Annotated in this window: 20 protein-coding genes; 8 read left to right on the plus strand and 12 right to left on the minus strand. The window is 67.7% G+C overall.

Features of this window, described 5'->3' with window-relative positions:
- Positions 1–34: 34 nt before the first annotated feature.
- Complete coding sequence (locus NA11_RS33920) at positions 35–1237, minus strand: argininosuccinate synthase (RefSeq protein ID WP_069166143.1); 1203 nt, start codon at positions 1235–1237, stop codon at positions 35–37.
- Positions 1238–1486: 249 nt separating this feature from the next.
- Here NA11_RS33920 and NA11_RS45940 point away from each other — a divergent pair, with 249 nt between their 5' ends.
- The gene (locus NA11_RS45940) at positions 1487–1645 is read left to right on the plus strand and encodes a hypothetical protein (RefSeq protein ID WP_167837790.1); all 159 of its coding nucleotides are present in this window, start codon (positions 1487–1489) and stop codon (positions 1643–1645) included.
- A gap of 3 nt (positions 1646–1648) precedes the next feature.
- On the opposite strand, the gene NA11_RS33925 is transcribed toward NA11_RS45940, so the two are convergent.
- The 7 genes from NA11_RS33925 to NA11_RS33955 form a co-directional block, all read right to left on the minus strand.
- Positions 1649–2164 (minus strand): arginine repressor, encoded by a 516-nt coding sequence (locus tag NA11_RS33925; protein WP_069166168.1) that lies wholly within the window; start codon positions 2162–2164, stop codon positions 1649–1651.
- 76 nt (positions 2165–2240) lie between these two features.
- Positions 2241–3218, minus strand: coding sequence for an ornithine carbamoyltransferase (gene argF / locus NA11_RS33930; RefSeq protein WP_069166144.1), 978 nt, complete (start codon positions 3216–3218; stop codon positions 2241–2243).
- Positions 3215–4438, minus strand: a complete 1224-nt coding sequence (locus NA11_RS33935) for an acetylornithine transaminase (RefSeq protein WP_069166145.1) — start codon at positions 4436–4438, stop codon at positions 3215–3217. The genes argF and NA11_RS33935 overlap by 4 nt, the downstream gene beginning before the upstream one ends.
- A complete protein-coding gene (argB, locus tag NA11_RS33940) occupies positions 4435–5367 on the minus strand; it encodes an acetylglutamate kinase (RefSeq protein ID WP_069166146.1) in 933 nt (310 codons plus the stop codon). The genes NA11_RS33935 and argB overlap by 4 nt, the downstream gene beginning before the upstream one ends.
- Entirely contained in the window at positions 5364–6572 is a 1209-nt protein-coding gene (argJ, locus tag NA11_RS33945) for a bifunctional glutamate N-acetyltransferase/amino-acid acetyltransferase ArgJ (RefSeq protein ID WP_141718000.1), read from the minus strand. Before argJ ends, argB begins: the two co-directional genes overlap by 4 nt.
- A 14-nt stretch (positions 6573–6586) precedes the next feature.
- Positions 6587–7660 carry an N-acetyl-gamma-glutamyl-phosphate reductase gene (gene argC, locus NA11_RS33950; protein WP_069166148.1) on the minus strand — a complete coding sequence of 358 codons (1074 nt, stop codon included), beginning with the start codon at positions 7658–7660 and terminating at the stop codon, positions 6587–6589.
- A gap of 156 nt (positions 7661–7816) precedes the next feature.
- Positions 7817–8401 (minus strand): TetR/AcrR family transcriptional regulator, encoded by a 585-nt coding sequence (locus NA11_RS33955; RefSeq protein WP_141717997.1) that lies wholly within the window; start codon positions 8399–8401, stop codon positions 7817–7819.
- A gap of 112 nt (positions 8402–8513) precedes the next feature.
- On the opposite strand from NA11_RS33955, the gene NA11_RS33960 reads away from it, so the two are divergent.
- Entirely contained in the window at positions 8514–9746 is a 1233-nt protein-coding gene (locus NA11_RS33960; RefSeq protein ID WP_069166150.1) for an FAD-dependent monooxygenase, read from the plus strand.
- A gap of 156 nt (positions 9747–9902) precedes the next feature.
- Here the strand turns inward: NA11_RS33960 and NA11_RS33965 are convergent, their stop codons facing one another.
- Together NA11_RS33965 and NA11_RS33970 are read right to left on the minus strand one after the other, a co-directional pair.
- The gene (locus NA11_RS33965; protein WP_141717998.1) at positions 9903–10463 is read right to left on the minus strand and encodes a hypothetical protein; all 561 of its coding nucleotides are present in this window, start codon (positions 10461–10463) and stop codon (positions 9903–9905) included.
- Complete coding sequence (locus NA11_RS33970; protein ID WP_069166152.1) at positions 10460–11440, minus strand: redoxin family protein; 981 nt, start codon at positions 11438–11440, stop codon at positions 10460–10462. Before NA11_RS33970 ends, NA11_RS33965 begins: the two co-directional genes overlap by 4 nt.
- Before the next feature lie 146 nt (positions 11441–11586).
- Here NA11_RS33970 and NA11_RS33975 point away from each other — a divergent pair, with 146 nt between their 5' ends.
- A complete protein-coding gene (locus tag NA11_RS33975; RefSeq protein ID WP_069166153.1) occupies positions 11587–11787 on the plus strand; it encodes a hypothetical protein in 201 nt (66 codons plus the stop codon).
- Between the two features lie 6 nt (positions 11788–11793).
- On the opposite strand, the gene NA11_RS33980 is transcribed toward NA11_RS33975, so the two are convergent.
- Positions 11794–12510 (minus strand): ArsR/SmtB family transcription factor, encoded by a 717-nt coding sequence (locus tag NA11_RS33980; RefSeq protein ID WP_069166169.1) that lies wholly within the window; start codon positions 12508–12510, stop codon positions 11794–11796.
- Positions 12511–12575: 65 nt separating this feature from the next.
- On the opposite strand from NA11_RS33980, the gene NA11_RS33985 reads away from it, so the two are divergent.
- From NA11_RS33985 to NA11_RS33995, 3 genes are all read left to right on the plus strand, one after another.
- Positions 12576–13265, plus strand: a complete 690-nt coding sequence (locus NA11_RS33985; protein WP_069166154.1) for a hypothetical protein — start codon at positions 12576–12578, stop codon at positions 13263–13265.
- Entirely contained in the window at positions 13262–14035 is a 774-nt protein-coding gene (locus NA11_RS33990; protein WP_069166155.1) for an isocitrate lyase/PEP mutase family protein, read from the plus strand. Before NA11_RS33985 ends, NA11_RS33990 begins: the two co-directional genes overlap by 4 nt.
- Before the next feature lie 118 nt (positions 14036–14153).
- Positions 14154–14837 carry a Clp protease N-terminal domain-containing protein gene (locus tag NA11_RS33995; protein WP_069166156.1) on the plus strand — a complete coding sequence of 228 codons (684 nt, stop codon included), beginning with the start codon at positions 14154–14156 and terminating at the stop codon, positions 14835–14837.
- 66 nt (positions 14838–14903) lie between these two features.
- On the opposite strand, the gene NA11_RS34000 is transcribed toward NA11_RS33995, so the two are convergent.
- A complete protein-coding gene (locus NA11_RS34000) occupies positions 14904–15392 on the minus strand; it encodes a pyridoxamine 5'-phosphate oxidase family protein (RefSeq protein ID WP_069166157.1) in 489 nt (162 codons plus the stop codon).
- Between the two features lie 62 nt (positions 15393–15454).
- Between NA11_RS34000 and NA11_RS34005 the strand changes: the two genes are divergently transcribed.
- Together NA11_RS34005 and NA11_RS34010 are read left to right on the plus strand one after the other, a co-directional pair.
- Positions 15455–16423, plus strand: a complete 969-nt coding sequence (locus NA11_RS34005; RefSeq protein ID WP_069166158.1) for a helix-turn-helix transcriptional regulator — start codon at positions 15455–15457, stop codon at positions 16421–16423.
- Positions 16424–16480: 57 nt separating this feature from the next.
- Positions 16481–17455 carry a helix-turn-helix transcriptional regulator gene (locus tag NA11_RS34010; RefSeq protein ID WP_069166170.1) on the plus strand — a complete coding sequence of 325 codons (975 nt, stop codon included), beginning with the start codon at positions 16481–16483 and terminating at the stop codon, positions 17453–17455.
- Positions 17456–17632 lie beyond the last annotated feature (177 nt).

Consider the following 17632-nt stretch of genomic DNA (forward strand, 5'->3'; position numbering starts at 1 on the left):
TCCAAGCCGGGCCTCGGCGAGAGCCCGAGGCGTCCTACTTCTGGTTCAAGTCCCGACGGGCCGCGACCTTCGACGACAGCCCGTGGATCTGCACGAAACCCTTGGCCAGCGACTGGTCGAAGGTGTCGCCCTCGTCGTAGGTCGCCAGGTTGAAGTCGTAGAGCGACTGCTCCGAGCGACGTCCGTTGACGACCGCGCTGCCGCCGTGCAGCACCATTCGGATCTCGCCGGAGACGTGCTCCTGGGTTTCCCCGACGAACGCGTCCAGCGCGCGCTTCAGCGGCGAGAACCACAGGCCGTCGTACACCAGCTCGCCCCAGCGCTGCTCGACCTGCCGCTTGTACCGGCCGAGCTCGCGCTCGACGGTGACGGCTTCCAGCTCCTGATGTGCGGTGATGAGCGCGATGGCGCCGGGCGCCTCGTAGATCTCGCGGCTCTTGATGCCGACGAGCCGGTCCTCGACCATGTCGAGGCGGCCGACGCCCTGCCGTCCTGCGCGGTTGTTCAGCTCGACGATCGCTTCGAGCACGCTCACCTGGCGGCCGTCGATCGCGACGGGAACGCCGCGTTCGAAGGTGACGATGAGCTCGTCGGGCGCCTCGAAGTTGACGGTCGCGTCGGCGGTGTAGTCGTAGACGTCCTTGGTCGGCGCGTTCCAGAGGTCCTCGAGGAAGCCGGTTTCCACCGCGCGGCCCCACACGTTCTGGTCGATCGAGAACGGCGACTTCTTGGTGACGTTGATCGGCAGCTCGTTCTCCTCGGCGAAGGCGATGGCCTTCTCCCGGGTCCACGCATAATCACGCACGGGCGCGATCACGTTCAGGTCGGGCGCGAGCGCGCCGATGCCGACCTCGAAGCGCACCTGATCGTTGCCTTTGCCGGTGCAGCCGTGCGCGACGGTGGTCGCGCCGTGGAACTTGGCGGCCTCGACGAGGTGCTTGACGATGAGCGGGCGGCTGATCGCCGACACCAGCGGGTAGCGGCCCATGTAGAGCGCGTTCGCCTGGATGGTCGGCAGGCAGTAGTCGTTGGCGAACTCGTCGCGCGCGTCGACCACGATCGCCTCGACGGCGCCGCAGTCCAGTGCTCGCTGGCGCACCACGTTCATGTCCTCGCCGCCCTGGCCAAGGTCGATGGCCACGGCCACCACCTCGGCACCGGTCTCCTTGGCGATCCAGCTGATCGCCACGGAGGTGTCCAGCCCACCTGAGTAGGCGAGTACGACGCGTTCCGACATGGTCTGTGTGCTCCTCGGTTTCGATGCTCGGTTACGACGGCGCGGACCGGCCTCCCGCCGTTCCGTCCTACAAATGATTATGCACGATGATGCAAGCCCATTCACCCCCGGGGGTGGGAAGAGGGCACCGGCCGCCCGGCTCGTTCGCGAAAGTCAGTGCCCATCAAGCGAATAAGACCCCTTGGCGCGGCCACGCCCATGTGCGACCCTGAAAACGGCAACCTTCGGGCAGGCAGAAGGACGGACGCAATGCTGCACTACATCGCGGGAGAATTCAGCACCCTCGGCAACGGCGTCCTCGACGTCGGTCGCGCCATCGTCAACCTCATCCAGGACATCATCGACGTCGGCACCCCAGGTAACGGCACGTCGCCGCGCGGTGGCGGCGGACAGTTCCCGTTCTCCTGATCGTCAGGCGATCTCTTCGATCTTCGCCGCCAGTTCGGCCCCGGTCAGCGGCTCGCGGGCGATGACGGCGATGGTGTCGTCGCCTGCGATGGTGCCGACGATGTACGGCAACGCGGCGCGGTCCAACGCGCTGGCCAGGAAGTGCGCGGCGCCGGGCGGAGTGCGCAGCACGGCGATGTTGCCGCTGGCATCGGTGGAGACCAGCAGATCGCCGAGCAGCTTACCCAGACGATCGGTGCCGCCGATGACGCCGCGGATCGGATTGCCGTCCTCTGGGACGACATAGACGCCGGCGCCGCCGTCGGCCGCGCGCAACTTCACCGCGCCGAGCTCATCGAGATCACGCGAGAGCGTGGCCTGGGTGGTTTCGATGCCCTCGGCCGAAAGCAGCGCGGCCAACTCGGTCTGGCTGCGCACCGCATGCGCGGTCAGCAGTTCGACGATGCGCGACTGCCGGCCGGCGCGGGTGCGCGCGATTTCGGGGCCTGCTTTGCCTGATTCGGGATGGGTGACGCTCACGACTGCGCCTCGCTGACGCTCGGCTCCGTCGTGCGCGTCCGCGCGCTGCATCCTCGGTTCACTCGCTGACGCTCGCTCATGCCGAGCCGTTGTTTCGCTTGGCCAGCAACCACACCAGCAGCGCCTTCTGCGCGTGCAGCCGATTCTCCGCCTCGTCCCAGACCACGCTGTGCGGTCCGTCGAGCACTTCGTCGGTGACCTCCTCGCCGCGATGTGCGGGCAGGCAGTGCAGCACAACGGCATCGGACTGCGCGTAGGCGAGCAGCTCGGTGTTCAGCTGGAACGGGCGGAACGGACCGACGCGATCGAGCCCATCGTTCTCCTGACCCATCGAGGTCCAGCCATCGGTCACCAGCGCGTCCGCGCCGTCGGCGGCGGCAACCGGGTCTTCGGTCAACGTGATGGTGGCGCCGGTGTCCGCGGCCCGCTTACGCGCGGCCTCCAGGATCCACGGCAGCGGCTCGAAACCGGGTGGCGCTGCGATGGTGACGTTCAGCCCGGCGGTCGCACCGCCGAGCAGCAGCGAGTGCGCCATATTGTTGGCGCCGTCACCGAAATAGGTGAGCTTGCGTCCGGTCAAGTTGCCCTTGCGTTCGACCAGGGTCTGCAGATCGGCGAGCACCTGGCACGGATGGAACTCGTTGGACAGCGCGTTGACCACCGGAACCGTTGCGGTCACGGCCATTTCGTCGAGCCGGTACTGCTCGAAGGTCCGCCACACGATCGCGTCGACATACCGGGAGAGCACCCGGCCGGTGTCGCCGAGCGTCTCCTCACGGCCGAGCTGGGTGTCGCGGCCGTCCACCACCACCGCGTGCCCGCCGAGCTGGGCGATACCGAGCTCGAAGGAGAAGCGGGTGCGGGTGGAGTTCTTCTCGAAGATCACCCCGACGCCGCGCGGCCCCTCCAGCGGCCGCTGCGAGAACGGCGCCTGCTTGAGCTCGGCGGCGAGCGTGAGGATTTCGGCCTGCTCGGCCGGGCTCACGTCGTCGTCACGGAGAAAGTGCCGAATACCGGGTTGTGCTGAGGTCACCGCGTGCTGTGCCGAAGTCATTGTGCCGCAGCCTCCTTCGCATCTTGGGTCGCCGCATCCAGAATCGTTGGCAGATCGGCGACGAAGTTATCGGCCTGGGTCTCGGTGAGAATCAGCGGCGGCGCGAGCCGAATGACGTTGGGCTTGGCTGGATTCACCAGATATCCCGCCGCGCGCGCCTGGGCTTCGACATGCGCCGACACGTCGTCGGTGAGCACGATGCCGAGCAGCAGCCCCGCACCGCGCACGTGGTCGATCAACGGATGCTCCAGCAGTTCGATGCCGTCGGTGAGCCGCTTGCCGACCGACTCGACGTGCGCGAGCAGGTCGAGTTCGTCGATGGTCCGCAGCACGGCGAGCGCGGCCGCCGCGCAGACCGGATTGCCGCCGAACGTGGTGCCGTGCAGGCCGGGCGTCAGCAGGTCGGCGGCCGGGCCGGTGGCAAGCACCGCGCCGATCGGCAGCCCGCCGCCGAGCCCCTTGGCCAGCGTGATGACGTCGGGCACGATGCCAACGGCCTGGTGCGCGTAGAACTTTCCGGTCCGGCCGATGCCGGTCTGCACCTCGTCGAGGATCAGCAGCGCACCATGCCGCGCGGTGATCTCGCGCGCCTTGACCAGATAGTCGACCGGCGGCACGACGACGCCGCTCTCGCCCATCATCGGCTCGAGGAACACCGCAGCAGTGTCTTCGTCGACAACAGCTTCCAGCGCGGCAGCGTCACCGTAGGGCACGTGCACGACGCCCGCGGGCATCGGCTCGAACGGCGTCCGCTTGGCCGCCTGCCCGGTGAGGGCGAGCGCGCCCATGGTCCGCCCGTGGAACGCCTCCTCGCACGCGATAATCTTGCGCCGCCCGGTGAGCCGCGCGATCTTGAACGCGGCCTCGTTCGCCTCGGTCCCCGAGTTGCAGAAGAACGCCCTTCCGCTGTGCCCGTCGGCGGAGGAACCGTCGCCGAAATGCGCGAGCAGCCGCTCGGCCAGCTCGATCACCCGTTCGTTGGCATAGAGATTCGAGGTGTGCCCGAGCGTGCCGAGCTGCTGGGTGACCGCTTCCAGAATCGCCGGATGCGCATGGCCGAGGCTGTTGACCGCGATGCCGCCGAGGAAATCCAGATAGCGGTTGCCCTCGGCGTCGTAGACCACCGCGCCCGCGCCACGCACCAGCGCGATCTTCGGCGTGCCGTAGTTGTTCATCATGGCGGCGGACCACCGCGACTGCAGATCTTGGTCAGTACTCATTGTTTCGTTCCGTCCAGCGAGCCGATCCCGTTCGAAGACAGGGCAGGCGTCACCATCGTTCCGATTCCTTCTCCGGTGAACAGTTCCAGCAGTACCGCGTGCGGGACGCGGCCATCGATGACGTGCGCGGTCGGCACGCCGCCGAGCACGGCGCGCAGACATGCCTCCATCTTCGGCACCATGCCCGCGTCCAGTCGAGGCAGCAACTCGGCGAGCGCCGCCGCGTCGATGCGGCTGATCAGCGAGGACCGGTCGGGCCAGTCCGTGTACAGCCCTTCGACGTCGGTCAACACCACCAGTTTCTCGGCGCCGATACCCTCGGCGAGCGCGGCGGCGGCGGTGTCGGCGTTGATGTTGTGCACCACGCCGTCGACGTCCGGCGCGATGGTGGACACCACCGGGATGCGGCCCGCGTCGATCAGGTCGAGCACCGCGTCCGGATTCACCTCGGTGACATCGCCGACCAGTCCGATATCGGTCGGCTCGCCGTCGACCTCGACGGTGCGGCGGGTCGCGGTGAACAGGCGCGCGTCCTCACCGGAGATGCCGACGGCGTACGGGCCGTGCGCGTTGATCAAGCCGACCAGCTCGCGGCCGACCTGCCCGAACAGCACCATCCGCACGACATCCATCACCTCGGGGGTGGTCACCCGGAAGCCGCCGCGGAATTCCCCCTCCAGGCCAAGCTTTTTCAGCATCGCGCTGATCTGCGGTCCGCCGCCGTGCACCACCACCGGGTGCACGCCGACGGTCCGCAGGAACGCCATATCGGCGGCGAACGCGCGCTCGAGTTCTCCGTCGACCATGGCGTTGCCGCCGAACTTCACCACGACGATCTTGTCGCGGAACTTCTGCAGCCACGGCAGCGCGTCGGCGAGGACGTGTGCCTTGTCGAGCGCCGAAAGTTCGTGACGGAGTTGGCTCGTCATGAGCTGTACGCCGAATTCTCCTCGACATATCCGTGCGAGAGGTCGGTGGTGCGGATGGTGGCGGCGGCGTCACCGACGTTCAGGTCGATCCGCACCTCGATATCGCCACCGGACAGGTCGACGTCGCGGGCGCCCGGCGCGCCGACGCCGTCGATGCAGACCGGACTTCCGTTGAACGACACCGAGATCCGGTCCGGGTCGAGGGTCACCGGCGCCATGCCGACCGCGGCGAGCACCCGGCCCCAGTTCGGGTCCGAGCCGAAAAGCGCGGTCTTGACCAGGCTGTCGCGCGCGACGGTGCGGGCGGCGGTGACCGCCTCGTCCTCGCTGACCGCGCCGGTGACGGTGATCAGCACCCGCTTGGTGACGCCCTCGGCGTCGGCCATCAGCTGGGCGGCCAGATCGTCGCAGACCGCGAGTACCGCGGCGTCGAGGTCGGCCTGGCTCGGGGTGACCTCGCTGGCGCCGTTGGCCAGCAGCAGCACAGTGTCGTTGGTCGAGCAGGAACCGTCGACGTCGAGGCGGTCGAAGGTGCGTGCCGTCGCGTTGCGCAGCGCCTGATCGAGTTGGTCGGCGGTGACGGCGGCGTCGGTGGTGAGCACCACCAGCATCGTGGCCAGCGACGGGGCGAGCATGCCTGCACCCTTGGCCATGCCGCCGACGTTCCACTTGTCGCGGTGGTGGAACGCCGCTTCCTTGGGCACCGTGTCGGTGGTCATGATGGCGTGCGCGGCGTCGAGGCCGCCGGAGAGGCCGCCGCCCATCTCGTGCACGATCTCGGTGATCGCGGGCACCACCTTGTCCATCGGCAGCCGGTCGCCGATCAAACCCGTTGAGCAGACCGCGATCTCGCCGGCGCCGGTCTCGGAACCCCAGTTGCTCAATGCGGCGGCGAGTTCTTCGGCGGTCTTGTGGGTGTCCTGGAAGCCACCGGGGCCGGTACAGGCGTTGGCGCCACCGGAATTGAGGATCACCGCGCGCAGCCGACCGCCGGACAGCACCTGCTGCGACCACAGCACCGGTGCGGCTTTCACCTTGTTGCGGGTGAAGACGCCTGCCGCCGCGTACTCGGGGCCCTCGTTGAAAACCAGTGCCAGGTCCGGCTTTCCGCTGGCCTTGATGCCCGCCGCGATACCGGCCGCACGGAACCCGAGCGGTCCGGTCACGCCCTGGTTGCGCACCAGCTTGCCTGCCTCGGTCGAAATCGCTGCGGATGTTGTCACGGTGCCACTCCTACGGTGGAAAGTCCTGCGGTCTCGTCGTATCCGACGGCCAGGTTCATGGATTGCACCGCGGCGCCCGCGGTGCCCTTGGTCAAATTGTCGATCGCGCCGATCACCACCAGCTGGCCTGCGTCGGCGTCCACCGCCACCTGCAGGGTGACGGCGTTGGAGCCGAGTACCGCACCGGTCTGCGGCAGGACACCTTCCGGCAGCAGGTGCACGAAAGGTTCGTCGGCGTAAGCCTTTTCATAGACGGCGCGGGCTTGCTCGGCATCGACCGTTGTCGGCGCCGTGCAGGTCGCGAGGATGCCGCGCGGCATCGGCGCGAGCACCGGCGTGAACGACACGGCGACGTCGATCCCGCCCGCCGCCTTCAGGTTCTGCGCGATCTCCGGCGTGTGCCGGTGTGCGCCCGCGATGCCGTAGGCGCGTGCCGAACCCATCACCTCGGAGGCAAGCAGTCCGACATCGAGCTTGCGGCCCGCGCCGGAGGTGCCGCTCACCGCGACGACATTCACCTGCGGCGCAATGATTCCAGCCGCGATCGCGGGCGCAAGCGCGAGGCTGGCGACGGTCGGATAGCAGCCGGGCACGGCGATCCGGCGTGCGCCACGCAGGCGTTCGCGTCCGTCGGGCAGTTCGGGCAGCCCGTACGGCCAACTGCCCGCGTGCGCGCTGCCGTAATACTTCTCCCACGCCTGCGCATCGGTCAGCCGGAAGTCGGCGCCGCAGTCGATGATCACCGTGTCGGCGGGCAGCTGTGTGGCGAGCGCGGCGGACTGCCCGTGCGGCAGGCCGAGGAACACCACGTCGTGGCCGGCCAGCACCTCGGCATCGGTCGGCGCGAGCACGCGATCCGCCAGCGGCAGCAGGTGGGGCTGCAGTTCGCCGAGCACCGTCCCGGCATTCGCGCCCGCGGTCAGCGCGCCGATCACCAGGCGCCCCTCGCGGTATGCCGGATGACCGAGCAGCAGACGCAACACTTCCCCACCCGCGTACCCACTCGCCCCGGCCACCGCGACCCGTAACACAGGCCCGGTCGGCTCCGGCGCGTGCACCGAATCAACCATGTGATGATTATGCACGACTATGCAAGCTCATTCACACGCTGCCCCTAGCTCGTCGCCGATGGCATCGATCGTCAGGCCATTCTTACCCACTCCCGCGCGAGAAACACCCGATGATCGGCGGCCATGAGGGCGGGGTCACACCTAGCCGGGCCCAGGCTAGGTGCGACCGAGGCGGTGGTCTCGCACCGCAATGAGGTTGTCGACCAGGCGCGGGGCGTCGGATTCCGGGTCCAAGGAATTGGAAAGCAATGCGCGAATGTAGGCCGGAGACAAGATGATCTCGAAGACGTCCCTGCTGTTCAGCACGGTGGTGTTGCTGGCGTCGAGGGTGGCCTGAATCTCCCGCATGCGAGGTTCGGCGAACTGCGCGACATCAATCAGCCCGGTCTCGCCGCCCGCGGCCCGTGCCATCGCCCGGAAGAAGGTCAGATGGTCGGGCTGCCGGAGATCGGTGAGCAGATTCGTCGCGTATGTGAGCATGTCAGAGTGCAGATCGCCAGTCGCGGGTAGCGGTGAGCGAGTGCCGAGATCCTGCACGACCGTGTCGATGACCAGACCCTCTGCGGTGCGCCACCGTCGGTAGATCGTGGCGATGTGCACGCCGGAACGAGCGGCCACCGCGGCGATCTCGACAGTGCCGTCCTCGGATTCGGCCAGCAGTTCACGGGTGGCCGCGTGCACGGCCTCCCGGGTGCGGGCGGTACGTCCGCCGGGGCGGGTTACTCCTGTCGCTTGAGTCACGTCTCCATATTAACGCGAAGCACTTGCGTTTGCACGGATCTCATGTTTATCGTTAAGGCGAATCGTTCGCATCAATGGCCCGGAAGGGCGCACAACGCAGGGAGAACACGTCATGGCACGCGCACTCATCGTCGGTGGCGGAATCGCAGGGGACACGCTCGCGCTGCTCCTGGAACGGGACGACTGGGAGGTGACCGTCGCCGAGATCGCGCCCGCACTGCGCACCGGCGGTCAGACCGTCGACCTGCGCGGCGACTCCCGCGAAGTACTGCAGCAAGCAGGCCTGCTCGAGCAGGCGCTCGGCTGTCTGGTCCCGCAAAGCGGAGCCGCATGGATCGCCGCCGACGAACGTCGGCTCGCCGCGATGCCGGTGGAGGCGTTCGACGGGCAGGGTTTGGTGTCGAAGGAGGAACTGCTGCGCACCGACCTCGCGCGGATCATCCACGAGGCCGCAGGGCCTGGCGTGACGCATCGTTTCGGCGAAACCGTGGAAGCGCTGGAGGACAAGGGAAACCGAGTGCTCGCCCGGTTCCGTAGCGGCGGGGCCGAGGAATTCGACCTGGTGGTCGGCGCAGACGGCGCGCACTCGCGGGTGCGCGCGCTGCGCTTCGGCCCCGAGGAGAACTACCGCAAGCCACTCGGCCTGGCACACGCCTGGTTCACCCTCACCGAAACGCCGGACACACCGGCGTTGGACGGCTGGTTCCTGATGCACAACGCGCCAGGCCGCCGGAGCGTGGAGGCCAGGCCCGGTCACCCGGGGCAGCAAGAGATCGGCTTCACCTTCGCCGCCGACACCCTGCCGCCGCGGCGCGACCGCGAGGCCCAATTCGCCCTGCTGGAGCGCACTTTCGCCGGAGTCGGCTGGCGCACGCAGGAATTCCTTGCCGCGGCAAAGCAGGCACCGGACTTCGCGCTGGACACCTTCGACCAGGTCGACATGCCCTGCTGGCGCGACGGCCGGGTGGTGCTGGTCGGCGACAGCGCTTGGTGCGCAAGCCCGCTCAGCGGCCTCGGCACCGCAATGGCTCTGCGTGGCGCGGCCGAGTTGACGGCGGCGCTCCGGTCGGCCGAGGTGCTCGACGATCTGGACCGGCTGCCCGCCGCGCTGGCGGCCTTCGAGGCGGCGATGCGGCCGCGGGTCGCCTCGGCGCAAGAACTCCCGCCGGGTCGGGTCGCGATGGTGGCCCCCAACTCGGCCCTTGGCATCCGGATCAACGCCTGGGTGATGCGCGCGGTCCAGTCGAAGCTGGTGCGCCCGTTGATCGCCAGGGCGATGGCCAACAGCGAGCACGGCCGCGGGTCACAGACCGCAGACGCTCCAAGCCGCGTGCACTCTGCGTGATCCAACAGCAGGACAGCGTCTTTCAGCGCGATCAGCCGCGAGAGCTGCCCGCCCACCACGCTCTCGCGGCCGCCAATGCCGGGACCGCACCGGGCATGTCGAACAAGTCACCCTGTCACTTGATTCGACCTTGCGCCGGGTGCGGGCTCAGCGTCCCTACTTGCGACAAGGGACGTCGCGGATGGGCTGTCCGGCGGAATTGAACAGCCGTACGGAGAAATCCCAACCCGCGCCGAGCGTGAAATCAACACTGCCGCTGCCATTTCGGATAAACGGCCCGGCACCGAAGGTCGACTGGTCGGGGAAGTTCAGCAGGATTTCCGGGGTATCGCGATCGAGTTTGGTCTTCGCGAACGGCAACGCCTGGCCTGCGGCCGCATCAATGGTCGCCGACGTGGCGTTCGACGCGGCGACGGGCAGCTTGCCGACGGCACCGCCAACCGAATCGGCTCCCCACAGCAGGAACAAGGACTTGACGGCCGAGTTGAGCCGCACCGTTCCTGCCGCACCGGTGAGCGAAATCGTTTGTCCCGCATCGTTGACCGCGCCCTCGACGGTCATCTCGACTTCTTGTTTCGGATTGACGCCCAGATCGCACAGCGTCTTTCCGCTGAAGGTGACCCGCTGGTCGTGGTCTGCCCCGGCGACGGGCGAGACAGCTGTGGTCACGATCATTGCCAGAGCGACAAGCGCAGCGGAGCGGAGGGTTCGAGTCATGATGTCGTTCCTCTGTCAGGGTTGGCCGTGAGCCACCGCACGACTTCGGCAGCGTGGGTGTCCGGCGGAAAGATCGGATAGAAGACGTGCTCAATTGTGTTGCCCCGCAGGACCATTGTCACGCGTTTATACAGCGTCGCGTTGCCGGCTTCGAAGGTCGGCAGCTTCAGTGCCTGTGCCAGCGCCAATTCGATGTCCGAGACCATCGGATAGGGCAGATGCAGCCGATCGGCCAGCGCCCGTTGATATTCGGCGTCGTCGCTGGACAAGGCGACGACATGCTGCACTCCGTTGGCATGCAGATCCGCGAAGTTGTCGCGGAAACCGCATGCTTCCTGACTACAGCCGCGAGCACCTGGAATCTCGTTCCAGCCCTTGGGGATATCGGTGCCGGGCTCGCCGGTCAGCGGGTAGATGAACAGCACCCACCGGCCATCGCAGACTGCGTCCAATCGAATCTCGACGCCGTCACTCGTGGTGAAGGTCAGCGCGGGGATCGTCATACCCGGTAGATGATCGGCGGCACCGTCATCCTGGGGGATCGGCAGATTCTCGGGAAGTGGATCGGCTTGTGGCAGCAAGGAAATTCCTGTCTCGTCGTACTTGTCGTGGTCGAGTCCGAAGCCGCGACGAGCGGCCACATGCATACGCCGGGTGAGCTCGTGGCGATTGCGCGTGAGGCGAGTGATCAGCAGGTCGATTTGATCGATCTTCGATTGGTAGGCCGCCAACGACTCTGGACAGTGATCTGCGGGTTCGTACCCCTGCCGCAGACAGTCGAGGAACGGACCGATCTCGCCGAGGTGCAGCCCCAGCGAGGCGAGCAAGCGGATCTCGGCCACACAACGCGCATCGATGTCGCTGTACTCCCGATAACCGTTCGGCCGCCGCACCGGTTGGATCAACCCCAGCGCTTCGTAATGCCGCAACGCTTTCACCGTCACCCCCGCCGCATCGGCAACCTGCTTCGCCCGCATCCACCCAACTCCCTTCCTCGCCTGCAACGGTAAAGCCGTCCCCAAAGGGCCGAGTCAAGCCAGATTCAGCGCAAGCGCGTGAACGCCGCTCGATGACGCAGTTGGACTGTGGGACCGCGGGCGGCTGGATGCGCTATCATTAGAACATGCGTTCGAACGGAGCTTTCGAAGACCAGCTCACAGCGCTGGAGCGAGCGCTCGCTGGCTTGCGTGGGCTCGATGTCGGGCGGGCCTCCGAGGACGACCTCAGTGACCTGCTTGATCGGCTCGAGGCGGCGGCGCGCATGCTCGCGGGGATGATCGCACGTATCGCGCACCAGATTCGTCAGCTGCGGGACTACTCGTAGCGGGGTTCAAGAATCCAGTTGGAGTGCGGACGGTTCGATGCCGAGTAGGTCGTGCAGGCCGGATTCGCCGGTGCGCGTGACGCGGATGGCGCGGCCGGTGCCGATGCGGGAGATCCAGTCGAGGTCGAGGAGGCGGCGGCAGAGTTGGGCGCCCGCCGTGCCGCCGAGGTGAGTGCGGCGTTCGGTCCAGTCGAGACAGGGGCGGACGACGGGGCGGCGGGTGACGTGCAAAGCTGCGGGTGGTACGCCGAGGGGGCCGGTGAGCCAGGCGAGGCCTGCCTCGGTGAGAGCGAAGCCGGTGCCCTGGTCGAGCAGCGCGCGTGTGGTCATCGCGTCGGTGATCGCCACGCCGAGACGGCCCGCCAAATGGTCATAGCAGGTGCGACCGCGCGCTAAAGCCGCTGCGGCGGTGGCGGTTCGGAGATTGGTGACGACTGGGCGCGGTGGGTCGAGGTGGGTCGCCATGGACTCGAGGAGTTCGGCGACGTGTGGACCGGCAAGCTGGACGTAGCGATGGCGGCCTTGACGGCGTTCGACGAGCAGGCCACCGTCGAGGAGTCGATTCAGGTGTTCGGTGGCGGTGGAGGCGGCGACGCCGGCGTGCCGGGCGAGCTCGCCCGCGGTCCAGGCCCGGCCGTCGACCAGCGCCAGACACATGTCGGCGCGGGTCTTGTCGGCGAGCAAGGCCGCCAGGCCTGCGAGTTCGGCTCCTCGGGATGACACAACCCCATGATGGTCCGCCAACGTTTCGGCGGCCACCGAAATATCACGGGGATACGGTCACCCCCATGAATCGGACAGTTCCTGAGCTCACCGACCCCGAGCAGGTGCGTGCCACGCTGGTCAGCGCGCCAGTACCCGCGGTGCCGTCGGTGGATTCGCCGATCGGCATCGACTGGCTGCGTGCGCATGTGCCGCGCTTTTGTGACGGGCCAACGCATCAGCGCCTACGTGCGTTGGTCGTCACGGAACTCGACCAGCTCGCTCCTGATGAGTTGCGCCTGCGAGCACGGACAACGACCGGTCCACTCCCCCACGTCCGGGTGCTGCTGGACGTTCTTGGCCTGTCGGATGTTTCGGTCGAGACCGTGGCGCTGGTCGCCGCCCACTATCAACCGCATGAACCAGATAATCCGGCAGCCGATGCCGCGGTCGCGGACTTGGTCGCGGCCTGCGGCGGCGTCGCCGACGATCGCACCGCGGCACGAATCTGTGTGCTGGTACAGGCATGTGCGGCGACCGGAGCCCTGGTGACCAACGCCGAACAGGCGGACTCGGACGGCACCGCCGACGAGATCCTGCTGCGCACAATGGACGAGAACCCGCCACTTCGCTCGACCAGACGAGTCGTCGACGGCGCGGTGATCGAACTCGACATGCGCCATCCCGGACTGGGTTTCGGCGCAGGACCACACGCTTGCCCCGGACGCACACACGCCCTTGCCCTCGCCGCCGGAATCATCGAAGGAACAGCATGAACAAGACGAAGACCTTCCGCGAACTGCACGATGGCCCGCAACCACTCGTGCTGCCGTGCGCGTGGGATTACGGTTCCGCCGCGCTCCTCGCCGAGGCAGGATTCCCGGCGATCGGCACCACCAGCCTCGGCGTTGCCGTCGCGGCAGGACTCCCGGATGCCACAGGCGCTACCGCCGACGCGACGATGGCGCTGGCCAGGCTGTTGGCGCGACTACCAATCCCGGTGACCGTCGACATCGAGCACGGCTTCAGTGAAAACCCCACCGAGGTAGGCGAATTCGCGGCCGAGTTGGCTGAATTGGGCATCGCGGGAATCAATCTGGAGGACGGGCGCCCGGAATCGACGCTGGCCGCACCGGATCACCAAGCCGAGCTGATCGCCGCGGTCAAGGCCAACGCACCCGAGCTCTTCGTCAACGCGCGGGTGGACACCTTCTGGTCCGTCCTCGACACCGACGCCACCGTTGACCGCGCCGCGCGATACACCGACGCCGGAGCCGACGGCATCTACGTGCCGGGCCTCGCCATCCCCGACGTGATCGCGCGCCTCGTCGCGGCGACACCGCTGCCCGTCAACATCCTGCACTCGCCGACCGGTCCGTCGGTCGCCGCGCTCGCCGACCTCGGCGTCCGCCGGGTCAGCATGGGTTCGCTCCTCTACCGCACGGCACTCGCGGCGGCGGTCGACACGGCCCGCGCGGTCCGCGACAACACACCCCAGCCGATCGACGCCCCCGGCTACCGTCAAATCCAGGCGCTCACCGAGTAGTACGCGGCGGGAGATGACGATGCCCCGTCTTCTCCCGCCGCAGGCCAACCCCGACATATCACCCCGGCGGCCGACTACCATCGAAAGACAGCGGCGGACGGCCGAAAAGGGGGTCGCCATGTTCCAGAGGTTCTCCGACCAGGCCCGGCGAGTGATCGTGCTGACGCAGGAAGAGGCGCGTTTGCACGGCCACAACTACATTGGCGCGGAACACATCCTGCTCGCCATCCTGGTCGCGTGCGAAACAGGTTCTGCGGCAACCACCACACGCGCGCTCGCGCATCTCGGTATCGATCCGCCCGAGGCGCGGGCCAGGCTCGATGAGGCGCTCGGCACCGCGGAACTTGTTACTACCACGCATATTCCGTTCACCAAGCAGGCCAAGACCGTGCTCGAGAACAGCCTGCGGGAGGCGCAGGCGCTCAATCACGAGCACATCGAGCCGAGTCACCTGCTCCTCGCCTTGACGAAGGTCGCCACCGACGAACCCGAAACCGCGGCAGGTACCGCGATCCGGACGCTCGGCTTCACCTACGAGGACCTGCGCAAGGCATTCCGCTCCGCCGCCGAGTCCTGGGTCAGCCAGCCGCAACTGTTCTATTCCAAGCAGGCCAGAAGGGCGCTGACCCAAGCGCACCGTGAGGCGCACGAAACCGACAGTGCCACAGTCGATATCGGCCATGTCCTGCTCGGAGTTCTGGCCATGGACGACGCGTCGGTGCGTCCCGCGCTCGACGCGCTCGGCATCGATCCGGAGCAGCTTGCCATCGAGGTACGCAACCACTTGCCGCGCCAGGACTGATCGGCGCCGCCGGATCAGGCGAGCCTGCCACCGCAGCGATCACGCCACAGGACCGACCCGCAGTGGTCACTTGTAGACCACGCGCTCACCTTCGCCCGGCTTCCAGATGGTGATGCCGAGCTTGTTGTCGATGAGCTCGACGGTGGAGGCACTGGTCAGGTCGGCGACGTAGAAATGGTCGAAGTCCTGGCCGCGGATGTCGAAGCCGGTGTCATCGAACAGCGCCTGGGCGAAGCGGACGTGCAGGTCCTTGTCCGGGAGGTCGACGACGGTGCCGAACAGCTTGGCGTCGCCCTCGCTGACGTGCGTATCGACGGTCGCGGTGTGCAGGCAGAAGCGAGGGTCGCGGGCCAGATCCCGGAATTTGGTGGTGCCCGGCATGCCCGAGATCACCAGATGCTTCTCGAAGAACCGTGGTTCCACCGGACTGATTCGCGGGAATCCGTCCGAGCGAAGCGTGCCGAGCATGCAGAGGTTTCCGGTGGCCTGGTGCCGCTTGGTGAACAGGGTGGCGATGTGCGGCGCCTCGTCGGCGAATGTGCTCCAAGTGGTCATGTCGTCGACGGTACGGTCTATTGCTGACACCTTCTGTCAAGGTTTCTGGCTAATGTTGGCGTATGCGCGCGAGTCGACTGGTGCAGCTGCTCCTGATGCTGCAAACGCGCGGGCGTGCCACCGCTGGCGAGCTCGCCAAGGAGCTCGAGGTGTCGGTGCGCACCGTCTACCGCGATATCGAGGCGCTGTCCGCGGCGGGGGTGCCGGTGTACAGCGAGCCGGGCCGAGCAGGCGGCGTGCAGTTGGTCGCCGGGTATCGAACTCGGCTGACCGGCTTGAACCCCGACGAAGCCGACGCCGTGCTGCTGGCCGGATTACCCGGCGCGGCAGCCGATCTCGGCCTCGGCACGGTGCTGGCGACGGCGCAGCTCAAGGTGCTCGCCGCACTGCCGCCCGAATTACGTGGCCGCGCAACCCGAATCGCCGAGCGGGTACACATCGATGCACCCGGTTGGTTCCACCGTCCCGACGAAACCCCCACGCTGAACACCGTCGCCGACGCGCTCTGGCACGACCGCAGACTCGCCGTGCGCTACGGCCGCAAGGACAAGGTCGTCGAGCGCCACCTCGACCCGCTCGGCCTGGTCATGAAGGCGGGCACCTGGTATTTGGTGGCGATGGGCGGCGACGCGATCCGCTCCTACCGGGTCAGCCGCATCCTCGCCGCCGAACCGACCGGCGAATCCTTCCACCGCCCAGCAGATTTCGACCTGGCCACGCATTGGTCCTCGGCTGCCGACGACTTCGCGCAATCCATGCTGCGCGTACACGCCCGCTGCCGCATCGCCGCCACCCATCTCCGCATGCTCCGGCTGATGAACGAGCCCGCCGCCGTCACCGCCGCACTCGCCTCGGCGAGCGAGCCGGACGCCGACGGATGGGTCGAGCTCACCCTCTCCTCGGAGTCCTACGACGTACTCGCGCACGGGCTACTGCCGCTCGGCGAATACGCCGAAGTGCTCGACCCACCACACGTGCGCGCCAAGCTGGCCGAGACCGCAGCCCGAATGCACGAGCTCTACCGCAGCTGACCAAAGAACGCCGCCTTAGGACGGCCACGTTCCTAACTGTCTGCCATGCTGGCAGGCATGTTGGAGACGTCGGCGCGGCTGCTCAAGTTGCTTGCGCTGTTGCAGACGCATCGGGACTGGACCGGCGGGGAGCTCGCCGAGCGGCTCGGGGTGACCGGGCGGACGGTGCGGCGCGATGTCGATCGGCTGCGGGAACTCGGGTATCCGGTGCACGCCACCCAGGGGACGGCGGGTTATCGACTCGGCGCGGGCGCGGCGCTGCCGCCGCTGCTGCTCGATGACGAGGAAGCGGTCGCGGTGGCGGTCGGACTGCGCAGTGCGTCCGGCGGGACGGTGGCCGGGATCGAGGAGTCGTCGCTGCGGGCGCTGACCAAGTTGGAGCAGGTGCTGCCGCCGCGGCTGCGACACCGGGTCCAGACATTGCGCGGCGCCACGCTGCGGGTCAACGCGCCAGGCGCGGCTGTCGAGCCGGACACGCTGATGGCGGTCGCCGAGGCGTGCACGCGGCACGAGCGCCTCCGCTTCGACTACCGCGCACACAGCGGCGAAACCACCCTTCGACAGGTGGAGCCGCACACCCTGGTGCATTTCAGCCGCCACTGGTACCTGGTGGCGTGGGATGTCGACCGCAAGGACTGGCGCACCTTCCGCGCCGACCGGCTGACCCCGCGCATCCCGACCGGTCCGCGCTTCACCCCGCGCGAACCACCGGAAGGCGATGTCGCGGTCTACCTTTCGCGACAGCTGTCGAGCCGCGCGTGGCCGAGCCAGGCAACGGTGCTCCTGCACATCTCCGCCACCGAGGCCGCACCCAACGTCTGGCCGGGCATGGGCGCCATCGAACCGGTCGACGCCAACTCCTGTCGCCTGCAGGTCGGCGCCGAAACCCCCGAAGCCCTGGTCTGGATGATCACCGCGGTAGACATCGATTTCACCCTCCTCAGCGGCCCACCGGAACTCGTCGCCGCCCTCCGCGCCCAAGCCGCCCGCTGCACCAACTCCCTCGCCAACTTCCCCGCACCACCCGAGTGAGAACCGCACCCGTTCTGCCGATCCGCACCCCTTCTGCGAATCCGCACCCCTTCTGGGCGCCCCAGTGCGAATCCACAGAACGAGTGCGGATTCGAGCATTCGGCCGTGGACCCCGGGCTCGCTGGTGACTTGACGTAGGAATTGTGCTCTTGACCCATGCTGCAGCGTGGGTCAAGA

This window comes from Nocardia altamirensis NBRC 108246, from assembly GCF_001612685.1.
GTDB classification, from domain to species: Bacteria; Actinomycetota; Actinomycetes; order Mycobacteriales; family Mycobacteriaceae; genus Nocardia; species Nocardia altamirensis.

Coding starts and splice junctions, on each gene's coding strand:
- NA11_RS33920 (WP_069166143.1), bottom strand. CDS start 1,237: ATGTCGGAACGCGTCGTACTCGCCTACTCAGGTGGGCTGGACACCTCC.
- NA11_RS45940 (WP_167837790.1), top strand. CDS start 1,487: ATGCTGCACTACATCGCGGGAGAATTCAGCACCCTCGGCAACGGCGTC.
- argF (WP_069166144.1), bottom strand. CDS start 3,218: ATGACTTCGGCACAGCACGCGGTGACCTCAGCACAACCCGGTATTCGG.
- NA11_RS33935 (WP_069166145.1), bottom strand. CDS start 4,438: ATGAGTACTGACCAAGATCTGCAGTCGCGGTGGTCCGCCGCCATGATG.
- argB (WP_069166146.1), bottom strand. CDS start 5,367: ATGACGAGCCAACTCCGTCACGAACTTTCGGCGCTCGACAAGGCACAC.
- argC (WP_069166148.1), bottom strand. CDS start 7,660: ATGGTTGATTCGGTGCACGCGCCGGAGCCGACCGGGCCTGTGTTACGG.
- NA11_RS33960 (WP_069166150.1), top strand. CDS start 8,514: ATGGCACGCGCACTCATCGTCGGTGGCGGAATCGCAGGGGACACGCTC.
- NA11_RS33965 (WP_141717998.1), bottom strand. CDS start 10,463: ATGACTCGAACCCTCCGCTCCGCTGCGCTTGTCGCTCTGGCAATGATC.
- NA11_RS33970 (WP_069166152.1), bottom strand. CDS start 11,440: ATGCGGGCGAAGCAGGTTGCCGATGCGGCGGGGGTGACGGTGAAAGCG.
- NA11_RS33975 (WP_069166153.1), top strand. CDS start 11,587: ATGCGTTCGAACGGAGCTTTCGAAGACCAGCTCACAGCGCTGGAGCGA.
- NA11_RS33985 (WP_069166154.1), top strand. CDS start 12,576: ATGAATCGGACAGTTCCTGAGCTCACCGACCCCGAGCAGGTGCGTGCC.
- NA11_RS33990 (WP_069166155.1), top strand. CDS start 13,262: ATGAACAAGACGAAGACCTTCCGCGAACTGCACGATGGCCCGCAACCA.
- NA11_RS33995 (WP_069166156.1), top strand. CDS start 14,154: ATGTTCCAGAGGTTCTCCGACCAGGCCCGGCGAGTGATCGTGCTGACG.
- NA11_RS34000 (WP_069166157.1), bottom strand. CDS start 15,392: ATGACCACTTGGAGCACATTCGCCGACGAGGCGCCGCACATCGCCACC.
- NA11_RS34005 (WP_069166158.1), top strand. CDS start 15,455: ATGCGCGCGAGTCGACTGGTGCAGCTGCTCCTGATGCTGCAAACGCGC.
- NA11_RS34010 (WP_069166170.1), top strand. CDS start 16,481: ATGTTGGAGACGTCGGCGCGGCTGCTCAAGTTGCTTGCGCTGTTGCAG.